The following is a 13,250-nucleotide window of genomic DNA, read 5'->3' on the forward strand; positions in this document are numbered from 1 at the left end:
CATGCTTACCGAAACACGCTCCATTCCGGCTATCGATAGATTTTATGAACGATTTAAGGGAAACCTTGAGGAATATGGCTCCAGCTTCTTCAACGGCCTTAGTGGCGCTGCTTTGATCAGTGCTTATTTGGGCGCGGACGTAGATGCAAGGTTTGCTTCTCTGAGCGAGCAATTATTGTCTGAGGTAATGGAGCGCCTCCGGGCCGGAGACCTGAAGCTATCTACTCTGCATACTTTTTGCTCCGGCCTGGCGGGAATCGTCTACGTCGTTGATCACCTTCGGGAAAATGGACTGGCGGACAACCGCTTTGACGAGGCTACGATGGCAGAGCTGAGTGACTTGTTCAAAGAGCGGGCTATGGCTGATTTTAAAAAGCAAAATACCGACTATTTGCACGGGCCACTCGGCGTTTTCTTCGCCCTGCTTCCCCACGCTCACCTGCCAGCGGTGCAAAATACACTGGATACCATCTTTGATACTTATTTGGGGCAGTTGCGTACGGATGAGAAAGGTAGTCGGATATTCAACAGCGTCCTGCAGGGGCAACTTGACAGCGGAGAGTACAACATGGGCCTTGCGCACGGTATGACGGGACATGCCCTGCTTTGGACCGAGGCCTGCCGCCGTGGTTTCCGTCAGGAATCAACCCGCCAGCTGGTGTACGACCTTTTGAAGTATGTAGATAAGCATGAGCGTCCGGCGGGAGCTAAGAAATCTCCCACCCACGTCTTTTATCCCAAGTCTGTTATCGAAGACAATCCCGAAGTATGGGCTGAAAAAGAAGAAGAGAACTACGTCAGCCGGGTAGGGTGGTGCTACGGAGATTTGAACGTCGCCTTTGCCCAGTTGAAGGCAGGCCGCACCTTCAGCGATGAAGAACTGGAGCAACGTGGCCTTGCCCTTGCCCGCCACGTTGCGGGGCGCCTGGATGCTTATGACGCCCAGATCGATGAAAACGTATTCTTCTGCCACGGCTCTGCCGGGCTGGTGTACATGTTCGGTTGCCTGAAAAAGACTTACCCCGCTGAACTGGCCTTCAACCGTGCCTATGAGCGGTGGGCTGATCACTACCGGACCACCTGGGAGAACCCTCGCTACGACGAACTCAAGGGATATCAGCACTTCTCTCTGCTGGAAGGATTACCCGGAGCTGTTTTAGGTACGCTCAGCCTGGATCGCCCGGGCCTCCTGCCTGCCGCTGACGCTTTCTTACTCAACCTGTAAACCATTAATTATGAACCGCCTCTCCTTCGGCATACTGGAATTCGGTAATCGCCATAGCGACCAAAGCAGTATGCATACCATACTGGATGTGCTTGACTTTGCTGAATTAGCAGAGCAAAAAGGCTTTTCCCGGTTTTGGCTGACGGAGCATCACGTTTATAATCCTTTGATCGGTTGGGCCAGCCCCAGAATGCTTTTGCCACTCATCCTGCAGCAAACCGAGCGCATCCATGTCGGTACCGCAGGCGTGCTGATGAACTTTCATTCTCCGTATCAGGTGGCCCTTGATTTCCGCTTGTTGGCTAACCTTTTTCCCGGTCGCTGTGATCTGGGGTTCGCGAATGGCCGCCCGTCCCCTAATATCGGTCAACAGATGAGGTGTGAGCAGTTTTCCCGTTACCCCGATGATTTTGAATTTCGGGTCAACCGGGTGGCACGGTTGTTCGGCGAAGAAGAATCGGTTCTCCGCAAGGAGCAAACCATCATCCCCCCTGCTTTCGGATCTACACCAGACTTGTACGCATTGGGGAGTTCTTTCCGCCGCAATGAGTGGGCTGTCAATAACCAAATGCATATGGTGAAGTCTACCTTTCATACGCTCGATAGTATGGATTTTGATGAGTACGATGTCATTGCCCGCTACCGGGATGAATTCGCCCGTAAGCACGGCTACACTCCACACGCTGTCATCGCCCTGGCAGGCTCTTGTGTCCCTGATGAAACGACGCGTAAACAGGTGGATGAGCAGATGAAAAAAATCAACTACGGCCGGCCCATCGTCAACAGTATTGTTGCCACCCCTGACGAGTTCCAGGAGCGGGTATGGGCCATCGCAAAACGCTACGGCGTCTCCGAATTTGTCTTGCGTGAAGTTGGTCAGCACAGTGATCAGCAACAAGAAAGTATTGGACTCATCAGTAAGTCATTTGGTCTGTTGGCCAGCCAACCAGCACAGCGCATTACTGTGTAAAACCTAAAAATCAAGCTATCATGTTGAAGTTTACCGATAAATACATTTACCGCATTGCCCGGATGCCCCGGAATAATTTTTCTGGCCAGGCCCATTTCGATAATCGACTGGATTTCTTGAAAAAGGAATTAAGTAAGACGGAAGTCCAGGAAGCTATCTATCTGTCCAGCCCTGAGTTTTTTAAGGAGGTAGAGCGTTTTCTGATCGGAGAGCTAACCATGGCTGCCGGTCCTAAGAAATGGAATAAGTTTCAGGTAACTGCGCTCAAGTATCTCAATCGCATCAGCTACCGACCCACACCTTTTGGCATGTTTGCGGGCTGTGGAGTAGGTAAAGTCATGGATTCTTCAGCACTTGAAGCAGCGCCTACTGCTCCGACTTTCCGGCGGGAAATAAAACTGGACGCTGCTTACCTTATGCTGCTAAGCAATGGCCTGTTGAAAATTCCCGGAATCAACGCTGTGCTAAAGTTCTTTCCCAATAACACCATACTTGAAGTTGGGGCAAAGTCTCGATACGTAGAGTACAGTGATACTGATCACGGCCGGGCCTATAATCTGTCGGTTTTTTCCAACTCAGAATACCTCGACCGCGTTCGGCAAGCAGCCGTTGGTGGTGCGACCGGTTTAGAGATTGCTGAAGTATTAGTCGATGAAGACATTACGGTAGCAGATGCGCTCGGGTTTGTATCAGAGTTGGTTGATGCAAAAATCCTCGTCAGTGAGTTAGAGCCGCACGTCGTCGGTAACCCCTTCCAGGATCAATTGGAAAGCGTATTGACGGCGCTGCTTCAGAGACGGGAACTTACCGATGAAGTAGCGGTTGAAGTACGGAAGTTTTACGGTCACCTTCAGCACCTGATTGAACTGATGGAAGCTGCTTCTGAAACCGGGAGTATTGCCAGCTACCGGGCCATCGAAAATCTTGTAGCTGCGTTTCAGGGTAAACCATACCCCAACGTTATCCGGCTTGATGCAGAAGTCAGAAATGAAGTGGCGCCCCGACTGGATTTTCAAATGGCGCGGAAGGTTCAAAAAGGACTCCGGGCACTCATTAAGCTGTGCCGTTACCAGTCCAGCCGAAGCATCGTTGACTTCCGAAACAAATTCTCAGCCCGATACGAAGAGCAGTTGGTGCCGGTCATGCTGGCATTAGATCCTGAGTTGGGGGTCGGCTTTGAAAAGGTCGGTTCCGAGCAATTCACCTTTACGCCATTAGTAGATAATCTCCCGATGGTGCCGCGCCTGGGTAGCAACAAGCGGAAGAAGGTGGAATGGAACTATAAATTGCATAACTTTCTTTTACAAAAGATGATCAGCTGCCAGGTTGAGGGGAAGCGCGTACTTCAGCTAACGGATGAAGACCTGGATGGCTTCCACTATGAAATGAGCCATGTTCCACCAACATCGGCAGCGATGTTCAGCGTCGTTCAGGAGGAAGGGGCTGATGAGCCACTCTACTGCTTTAAAGACCTGGGCAAAGACACCGGGGCTGCACTGCTGTCTCGCTTCGCCCACATGTCTGGTGAGATCAAAGAGGTGGTCGATGATTTGTGCAACTTTGAGGAGGAGTCTTTCGCGGGGAGCGTCGTAGCAGAGATTAACCACCTGGCTAACTTACGGGTAGGCAATATCACGGAACGCCCCCGAAGCCGGAAGCACGAAATTGCTTTCATTACCAAATCGAACAGTGATGAGGGCGGTCTCATCCCCATCACTGATCTTTATGTTGGTGTCAGAAATAATCGGGTCGTATTAGTTAGCAAAAAGCTCGGGAAGGAAATCATCCCCCGGGTTTCTACAGCCCATAATTATGCCTGGAACTGCCTGCCGCTATATAAATTCCTGGCATCTCTTCAGGAAGAATACCACGGTGGTTACTATGAATACCTGGTGGACCTGGGGCCAATTACGGGTATGCTGGACTTCGTTCCACGGATTCAATATGAACGCTTTGTCTTCCGTCGTGCCAGCTGGAATATTCTCACGCAACCGATAAAGAACCTGAAGGAATTACCCTTTGCGGATATGACCGTAAAGCTCAGGGAACTCTTTAAAGAAAACAATTGGCCAACTCGCTTTACCCTTCGTGATGGAGACGCGCCAGTGTACGTAGATCTGCAAAACGATCATTCCATTTACCTCTTCATCAATATGTTGAAAGGATACCGGATGATCATCGAGGAGGTAATCGAGAAACCCACGGATGCACACTGGTTTAACGACGGTGCTGGCGCCCATTACCAACATGAAGTGATGTTACCCTTCCGCAATGAGACTTTCCTGAATCGGAAAGCGAAGCCTGTACCCGCGATAATAGAAACAGAGGATACGCTGCCTCGTGTTGTCTATCCTTCGGATGAATGGCTTTACCTCAAGTTTTACGGAGGCGCCGGCACTATCGAAAAACTGGTCGGCGAAAAATTCCCACTCTTAATTAAAGGTCTGGCGGACCAGGGCCTCATCACCAGCTTCTTCTTCCTGCGTTTGACGGACCCGGATTACCATCTGCGCGTCAGGTTTAAACCTTCGAACTACGCTGCCATCGGTGAGATCCTGCGCCAGGTAAACGAATTTTTCAAACCCGAGCTTGAACACCAGTTTATCTGGAAAATTCAGGTCGATACCTACCGACGGGAACTTGAGCGCTACGCAGGCCCCAACCTGGCGGCCGGTGAGGCACTCTTTGCCGTCGATAGCAAGATGGTAATGTCCGTCAAGAACCTTCTGGTCAGTGAGGTGCAAAAGGATCTGGAATGGCTGGTTATGCTCAGCGTAATGAACATTTACCTGGAGGTGTTTGGCCTAAAGGATGCCGATGCCCGGGCATTCCTGAAAGAAAGACGTGAAACCTTCAGCTATCTGTTCAACACGAACAAGTTACAGAAACGGGATCTCGTTCAACGATACCTCAATCATCGCCCGCAGATTGAAGAAGCGTTACAACATAATCGTTACCCATTTGAACAAGAGGCTCTGCTGCATTCAATTCTGGCAGAATTCAAAGACGAGCTCACCACTGTCTATGATGAAGGGATTGCTCCCCTGGATAAAGACCTCCGCGCTGAACTACTGCAGAGCTATGTCCACATGTTCATCCTGCGCTTCTCTCGTGCGAAGAACAAAATTCACGAGCACGTTCTCTTCTTCATCCTTGAGCGCTACTACCTGCAGGAAGCAGGCAAAAAGCGCAAGTCTGTCCCTCAACTCAAGTAAGCACAGGATCCATTATGTTTTATCAACCCTTTCCCTTCGTCCGCCAGAAAAACATGCGCGACTGCGGCATTGCAGCCCTGCGCATGATCGCTTCCTATCACGGTGTCCGGGTAGATGAATACCGCCTTCGCCAGCTTACCCGAATTGACCGCGTAGGCACCTCGTTCAGCTCTCTGCGCAACGCCGCAGCAGAATATGGTATGAAAGCCGAAGGTGTCTTGCTCCGTAACCTCGACGACCTGGACCTTATTGATGAGGATCGCCCGGCTATCCTGTTGGTCAACAACAACCACTTTGTGGTCTATTACGGTAAGCGTTACGGCAGGTACGTCATAGGTGATCCCGCCCGGGGGCGCCGCTGGCTCTCCGCCAGTACGCTGGCCGCTAAGTTGCTTACCCACGAAACACCGCATGATACCCCTCCCGTCGGCTATGCTTTACTCTTTGAGCCCCAGGCTTCCGAAGAGCCCGGGCTAAACCTCGTGGCTGACGTGGAAGTGACCGACCGCCGTTGGGAGGTTATTCGCAATAGCCTCGGTAGCGCAAAAGTCTTCTTTCCCGTCATCCTGTTGGGCATCCTCGCCATCTCAGCGGTGCAATACCTGCTGCCTTATGTTACCAAGCTTGTCGTCGACCTGGGCATTGGAGCGGGCGACCTGGCTTTCGTGCAATATCTGCTTGTGGGCCAACTTGTGCTGGTGTTGAGTAAAACAGGCTTCAATATCATCAGAGGCTGGCTGGTGCTCCACCTGAGCCTCCGGATCAACTTTCGCCTGATCTCCAGCTTCCTCACCAAGCTCTTCGCCCTTCCCATTCCGTTTTTCGAAACCCGAAGGGTAGGAGACATCCTCCAACGGATACGAGACCACAGCAGGGTGGAGTCCTTCCTGACCCAAAACGCACTATCGATCCTCATTTCCGTGATTACAGTCGTGATTTATAGCGTCGTGCTCCTGAACTTTCATCCACTTTTCTTTCAGTTATTCCTGGCTTCCTCCTTTGTCTATCTGGTCTGGATAACCTTCTTTCTGCGTAAACGGAAGACCATTGACCTGGAGCGTTTTCAATATGCTTCCACGGATCAATCACTCGTCCTGCAAATCCTCAACGGAATGCACGACCTCAAGATCAACAACAGCCAACAGTTCTTCCATGATAAGTGGAAGGAGAATAAGATGGAATCTTTCGGTAATACCGCCCGCTTCCTGCGCATCAATCAGATTCAGGATACGGGTACAATGCTGATCATTGAGATCGCCCAACTCTCCATTCTTTTCTTGTCCGCCAGTCTTATCATTGATAACCAGATTACGCTGGGAACACTGCTGTCCATCCAGTTTATTATCGGACAACTCATCTCCCCAATGGAGCAAATAGTCTCCGGAGTGATCAGAGGACAGGAAGCAATGATCAGCCTGGACCGGATTACCGAGTTCTGGCAGGAACGGGATGAGGCAGAGTATGGAGAGGGCCAACAACTCCTGCCCGGCCAACATAGCATCGAGATCAAAGGGCTGAACTTTACCCACCAGGGACAGCATCGAAAAGCAACCCTGGAGGACATCAATCTCAACATCCCCGTCGGAAAGTCTACCGCTATTGTAGGAGCCAGCGGCAGTGGAAAAACGACCCTGCTGAAACTTCTCTTGGGTTATTACCAGAATTATAAAGGCCTGGTGTCCGTAGGCCAACAAGATTTTCGACAGCTCGATCTGGAAGACTGGCGGCAACGCTGTGGAGTTATCCTGCAAGAAAGCTTCATCTTCAATGAAACGATTCGCGGCAATATCGTGCTGGGGCGGGAATACGATGAAGAGCGCTTCAAGATAGCTGCCAGCATTACTAATCTCGAAGAATTTGTGGGAGAAATGCCACAGGGCTACCTCACCCCCGTCGGACGAGATGGTAAGGGCTTAAGCATGGGCCAGAAACAACGAATTTTGATGGCTCGTGCCGTCTACAAAGATCCTGAGTATGTATTGATGGACGAAGCCACCAATAGCCTGGATGCCGAAAACGAGCGGAACATTATGGAAGCCCTGCAGCGCTTCTTTCACGGGCGAACGGTAATCATTGTCGCCCACCGCCTGAGCACCATTCAGTTTGCTGACAATATCATCGTCCTGCACAAAGGCCGGGTTGCCGAACAAGGTAGCCATGAAGAGCTACTGGCTCGTCGGGGCCGATACTTCGAACTGATCAAAAAACAGATGTAATCATGAACGTTGAAAAACTCCCCGTATGGCTATTGTCCTTCGCCACTTTTGTTTTTCTGGGGGCGGGGCTTGGGCTGTATCTCTTGTTAACTTTCTACAAGCCAGCCATTCCATCGCCCATTGCCGTATCCACCCTGCCGATGGAACAGGAGAACGCTTACCTGCTCTCCGCCCGGGATGCATTGTTGGACCTGGAGCCCGATCAGACTCTGTCCTTCAAAACATATCAGAACAGCGCACCCCGCTACTTCAGGATAGCAGAATATTCTCCCACGGGAGAGGCGGGTGTTTTTAAAATTGTCTTTTCCGCAGAAAACGGTGCTCCACTACCAGAAGAGGTAGAGAGTGGGTTTATCCACCTCCGGCAACCCATTAAAAAAGGCTTACTGGAAACAATGATGCATTAATGCTCTGTGCCAGGCGGAACGTTACCGCCTCCGCTGCTTGCCCATCATCTGTCCCATGGCCGGGTTGTTACTCATCTTGTGCATCATCTTACGCATCTGGTCGAACTGCTTGATGAAACGGTTGACGTCGTCCATGCTCTGACCACAACCGCGGGCAATCCGCTTTTTGCGGCTCATGCTCATGAGTTCAGGGTTGGCGCGTTCCTTGGGTGTCATCGACTGGATGATGGCTTCTACCTTGGCAAAAGCAGAGTTGTCGATCTCTACGTCCTTCATCATCTTCTTCATACCGGGGATCATGTTGAGCAAGCTCTTGATGTCTCCCATTTTACGAAGCTGGTTGAGCTGCCCCAGGAAGTCATTGAAGTCGAACTTGTTCTTCTTCATTTTCTTCTCCAGGCGCTTGGCCTCTTCCTCGTCGAACTGATCTTGTGCACGTTCTACGAAGGAGATGATGTCTCCCATACCCAGAATACGCTGGGCCATCCGGTCGGGGTGGAAAACGTCCATCTGATTCAGCTTCTCTCCGGTGGAGATAAACTTGATGGGCTTATTGACCGTGTATTTTACCGAGAGGGCGGCACCACCACGGGTGTCACCGTCTAGCTTAGTCAGCACGACTCCGTCGAAGTCCAGCCGGTCATTGAAGACTTTGGCCGTATTGACGGCATCCTGACCCGTCATCGAGTCAACGACGAAGAGCGTCTCGTTGGGGCTGATCGCTTCGCTGATGTCACTGATCTCCTGCATCATCTTCTCATCAACGGAAAGACGGCCGGCAGTATCGACGATAACAACATCGTACTTGTTATCCTGGGCGTGAGCGATTGCATTAAGGGCAATCTCTACGGGGTTCTTATTCTCAACTTCCTTGTAGATGCCTGCGCCTACCTGCTCAGAAAGGACGGTCAACTGATCAATGGCCGCGGGACGATAAACGTCACAGGCCGTAACGAGTACTTTCAGTTTACGCTTTTCCTTCAGGTGAAGAGCGAGTTTACCGGTAAAGGTCGTCTTACCAGAACCCTGCAGGCCCGCAATCAGCACTACGCCGGGCTTCCCGACTACATTAATGCCGGCGGCCTGCCCGCCCATCAGTTCGGCGAGTTCGTCCTGAACGATCTTGACCATCAACTGGCCGGGCTTAACCGACTTCAGTACATTGTCCGTTCCGAGTGCTTTCTCTTTCACCTTTTCGGTGAACTCTTTAGCGATCTTATAACTCACGTCAGCGCCTACTAAAGCCCGACGAATCTCTTTGAGACTCGTGGCGACATTGATTTCCGTTATTTTATTATCGCCGGTCAGGCTTTTAAACGCGCCCTCAAGGCGATCACTCAGATTATCGAACATACTAGGTAAACTTTGGGCCGCAAAGATAGTTCGCCGGGGCCGATTCCCGATAATATGGCGACCTAAGTTATTTTGGCAGGGTTAATGCTGCTTTTACGGGGCTTGAGGCGCGGACGCTGGTGCAGAGTAAGAGTTAAAGAGCAAAGTGATGCGCCAGTAAGCAATTGCCCGGGAATCAGGAAGGGCTCCCAGGCAAAGGTCTTCTGATGGCAAGTCAGGGGTTCGTACACACTGCTCCTGTCGGCCACCTCTGCACCTGCGTCTGCGCCCCAATCGGAGTTGCCCCGCCTTTTTGTGGGCTTTACCCACGGCCTTAACAATTAAAAATCAGGGTAAATTCAAGATAACTACCGTATAAAATGCATAGTTACACTTGCAAAAACCAACTATATGACTAAATTGCCTTAGAATCCAGCTACTTTTTTCGAAAAGTTACGTCTCAAAACTGTTTTCCCACCCGAACGCGGGTGCTAAACGCACATTTTTCAATTCAAACCACACTATTTAGTATGTCCACAATCATGAAGTTCTTCGTGATGGCCATCGTCTGGTTAGTCTTCTCCTTTTTGGCCTTCAATACCTGCATTAAGCCAGAGTATTGTCCCGATGACGGAGCCAACGCCGCTGCAGCCGCACCGGTAGACGAACCAGCCGCCGCAATCACGAATGATTACGCCATCGTTTCCAGCCTCGGCTCTAACGACGTGCTCACCGGCTCACGCTGGGCCGCACTTCGAGACAAGCTCGTCGGAGAATACGGTGCTAACCCAAATCAAGCCCTCGACGTCTACGGCCATTATTACGCCTCAGAAGCAAAACCGGCTGATTTCGAAAACATGGGTTTCCTCCGGGCCGAAGAGATTAAGCAAATTCTCCTCCGCGAAACCAATATCCCCGGAGATAAAATCAACACCCTGGCAAGATTGATGGACGGAAGTCCGGATGCAGACCCCTGGCGGGCAGGTACCTTCAACTGGCAAGCCATTGAAGAGGAGCCCGTCGAATCCGCTGTAATCGAACTGGATAAGAACGAAATCGATATCCTTTTCCCCTTCAGCAGCTCTACCAAAGAAGTTGACCCCAGTGTCGACGCTTACCTGGTTAAGCTCGCCCAGCGCCTGCAGCAGACTAACGAAACGGTCGTACTGACCGGTCATACGGACGATGTCTCGTCTGACGAGTACAACATGGGACTCGGGCAACGCCGCGCTGATTTCGTCAAGAACATTCTTGTACGCAATGGTGCACCGGCCAACCGGATTACCACCCGCTCCCGCGGAGAATCTGACCCACGCAGGCCCAATACGACGGACGCTAACCGCCGTCAGAACCGCCGCGTGAACGTCAAGCTCAGCGCCCAGTAACCCCTTTCATCAATCGCAACATTACATTAATAATGAACTATATATTTCTTCACGACGTCAACGATCTATTCGGTATCGAATGTGGCTGGTGGTACCTGTGGTCCTTCCTTGCCTTCTGCCTCGGTGCACTGTTTCACTGGCTCCTTTGGGGCAGCCGTGGCAAAGTCGTCGACACTACCAAAATCGAAGCTGACCGCGATCGCTACCACGCTTCTGCCACCAAATGGGAAAAGGACTACCAGAGCCTGAAGTACCAGCTCGAAGAGAGCCAGAAAGCGGAAGCCGACCTGCGGGCCAGCCTCCAGCGCTGCGAAGCAGACAAGCAATCGATGAAGTTTGCCGCTGAATCTGCTGCCGCTGCTCCACCCGTCATTCCCGTACCCGTGCCCGCCAGCACGGAAACCATGGGCATCGTTTCTGATGCTGGTGCTGGTGCAGATGCAGAAGGTGATATCTACGCCGGTCTTTTCAAGGAAGATAACTTCCAGATCGTTGAGGGCATCGGCCCTAAGGTTAATCAGGTTCTCATCAATGCCGGTTATAAGACCTGGCGCGAACTCTCCAAGGCAGACGCCAAGGACCTCCAGGGCCACCTGGATGCCGCTGGCAAGCGCTTCGGCCTCTGTGACCCCACCACCTGGCCTCATCAGGCCGGACTGGCTGCGGACAGCAACTGGGACGAACTGATCCGCTACCAGAAGTTTACCGACGGTGGACGCGAAAACGTAGGCAGCGGACAGAGCGACTCCAAGTTCGAGAAGCTTGCCGCTAAGAAGCTTGGCTTCAGCAGCAACAACCCCAACGACCTGAAAGTCGTTGAAGGCATCGGTCCTAAGATCGAAGGCTTGCTCAAAGCCGGTGGTATTAACACCTGGTCCGAGCTCGCAGCCGCTGATGTTTCCCGTATCCAGACCATCCTCGATGAGGCTGGCCCACGCTACAAGCTGGCCATCCCCCGCACCTGGCCACAACAGGCTGACCTCGCCGCTAAGGGCGAATGGAAAGCCCTGAAAACGCTGCAGGATGATCTTCGCGGTGGCAACTAACCACCAAGAGTTTAGATTGCTGAGGTTAACTTGAATTGACCTCGAGTTTTGCGGCCCCGCTTCCTTTATTGGAGGTGGGGTCGTTTTTTTGGGTGCAGGTTGCAGGTTGTGAGTTGCAGGGGGCGAGTTGCAGGGTGCGAGTTGCAGGTTGTGAGTTGCAGGGGGCGAGTTGCAGGGTGCAGGGTGCAGGGTGTGAGTTGCAGGGGGCGAGTTGCAGGGTGCAGGTTGCGGGTGGGCGTATCCGGCAGACTCGGTGTTTGGCTGCCGGACCGACATTTCGCAGGTCGAGCCATTACCTCTTCCGCGAAATGATCGATCCATCCGCTCGAAGGGCAACCTGGCACTACCCTGAGCGTTTTATCCCCATGAAATGGATCAAACGAATCGGAATCTTTTTCGGTGGACTGTATTTGCTTCTCTGCCTTCTTTTGTATGTCTTTCAGGACTCGCTCATCTTCCACCCCCGTGCGTTGGCGGCGGAGCATAGCTACGGTAATTACGAAGAAAGCTGGATTGAACTGGAGGATGGGGACCGTTTACACGCCCTGCGTTTACGTGATGAACCGGCCGAGGGGGTAATTCTCTATCTGCACGGTAATGTGGGGAACAATGGCCGAAGCCTCTACCAAACCAAATCAATCAGGGGGCTGGGCTACGATCTGTTTCTGGTCGATTACCGGGGCTTCGGCAAAAGCGAAGGGGTAATTGACGATGAAAATGATATGACGAGCGATTTACAGGCGGTGTATGATGCGCTGAAGCAGGAATACGCAGAAGGCAACATCTTTATTGCTGGCTATTCATTGGGTTCTGGCCCGGCCTCTTATCTGGCCGCCAATAATTCTCCCGGAGGTGTATTACTGGTCTCTCCCTACACCAGCCTTGTAGACATGAAAAACCGCTTCTTTTGGATGTTTCCTGATTTCCTGCTGAAGTATTCGTTAGATAATGCTGCTAACCTGGCGGCCTCGAATTGCCCGGTCATTATCGTTCATGGGACGGATGATGAGTTGATTCCACTGGATATGGGAAAGGGGTTATCCCGTATTGATCCAACCCGGATCAGCCTGCTTGAACTGGATGGGGTAGGGCACCGGGGAGCGATATTGAATACTGCCATCAAAGAAGCTATGAACAAATTGCTGAAGCGTTGAGCAATCGATGACAGGCGGGTTTGCTGGTCCGTCGCTCGCGTTAATTCATTGGGGTAAGCGTAAATCAGATTTACCAAAGCCACTTCGACACAGGTATAAGGAGAATCGGCACAAACTTTTTCTTTAAAAGGCGAAGGATTATTTTTTCACCAGAGTCTACTCAGGTGAAAGGCCATTCTATTGCAGAAAGGGAAAGGGCAGACTCCTTTTATGCTAGCTGTCAACGTAAATCAGGGCTGGTTCACATTGCTGCTTAATTGAAGATAATTAGATGGTGTTTACAACGTCTCCTTCACCTCC

Annotated in this window: 9 protein-coding genes; 8 read left to right on the plus strand and 1 reads right to left on the minus strand. The window is 51.6% G+C overall.

The features are described 5' to 3' along the window. Window position 1: 1 nt before the first annotated feature. From BM123_RS16830 to BM123_RS16850, 5 genes are read left to right on the plus strand one after another with little or no spacing between them, the layout of a single operon-like run. Complete coding sequence (locus BM123_RS16830) at window positions 2-1,225, plus strand: lanthionine synthetase LanC family protein (RefSeq protein WP_090170719.1); 1,224 nt, start codon at window positions 2-4, stop codon at window positions 1,223-1,225. A 10-nt stretch (window positions 1,226-1,235) separates the two neighbouring features. Beyond that, window positions 1,236-2,195: an LLM class flavin-dependent oxidoreductase gene (locus BM123_RS16835; protein ID WP_090170722.1), complete on the plus strand. Its 960-nt coding sequence runs from the start codon at window positions 1,236-1,238 to the stop codon at window positions 2,193-2,195. Window positions 2,196-2,215: 20 nt separating this feature from the next. Beyond that, window positions 2,216-5,410: a lantibiotic dehydratase gene (locus tag BM123_RS16840; RefSeq protein ID WP_090170725.1), complete on the plus strand. Its 3,195-nt coding sequence runs from the start codon at window positions 2,216-2,218 to the stop codon at window positions 5,408-5,410. A 14-nt stretch (window positions 5,411-5,424) separates the two neighbouring features. After that, window positions 5,425-7,626: a peptidase domain-containing ABC transporter gene (locus tag BM123_RS16845; RefSeq protein WP_090170728.1), complete on the plus strand. Its 2,202-nt coding sequence runs from the start codon at window positions 5,425-5,427 to the stop codon at window positions 7,624-7,626. Between the two features lie 2 nt (window positions 7,627-7,628). After that, window positions 7,629-8,033 (plus strand): hypothetical protein, encoded by a 405-nt coding sequence (locus tag BM123_RS16850; RefSeq protein ID WP_090170731.1) that lies wholly within the window; start codon window positions 7,629-7,631, stop codon window positions 8,031-8,033. 21 nt (window positions 8,034-8,054) lie between these two features. Here BM123_RS16850 and ffh read toward each other — a convergent pair whose 3' ends face one another. Further along, entirely contained in the window at window positions 8,055-9,386 is a 1,332-nt protein-coding gene (gene ffh, locus BM123_RS16855; protein ID WP_090170733.1) for a signal recognition particle protein, read from the minus strand. A gap of 509 nt (window positions 9,387-9,895) precedes the next feature. On the opposite strand from ffh, the gene BM123_RS16860 reads away from it, so the two are divergent. The 3 genes from BM123_RS16860 to BM123_RS16870 all read left to right on the plus strand — a co-directional run bounded on the left by BM123_RS16860 (window position 9,896) and on the right by BM123_RS16870 (window position 12,950). Further along, a complete protein-coding gene (locus BM123_RS16860; RefSeq protein ID WP_090170736.1) occupies window positions 9,896-10,750 on the plus strand; it encodes an OmpA family protein in 855 nt (284 codons plus the stop codon). 32 nt (window positions 10,751-10,782) lie between these two features. Next, window positions 10,783-11,796: a helix-hairpin-helix domain-containing protein gene (locus tag BM123_RS24625; protein ID WP_090170741.1), complete on the plus strand. Its 1,014-nt coding sequence runs from the start codon at window positions 10,783-10,785 to the stop codon at window positions 11,794-11,796. A 308-nt stretch (window positions 11,797-12,104) separates the two neighbouring features. Then, the gene (locus tag BM123_RS16870) at window positions 12,105-12,950 is read left to right on the plus strand and encodes an alpha/beta hydrolase (RefSeq protein ID WP_090170744.1); all 846 of its coding nucleotides are present in this window, start codon (window positions 12,105-12,107) and stop codon (window positions 12,948-12,950) included. Window positions 12,951-13,250 lie beyond the last annotated feature (300 nt).

Origin of the sequence: Neolewinella agarilytica (assembly GCF_900110645.1) — a bacterium.
GTDB lineage: Bacteria > Bacteroidota > Bacteroidia > Chitinophagales > Saprospiraceae > Neolewinella > Neolewinella agarilytica.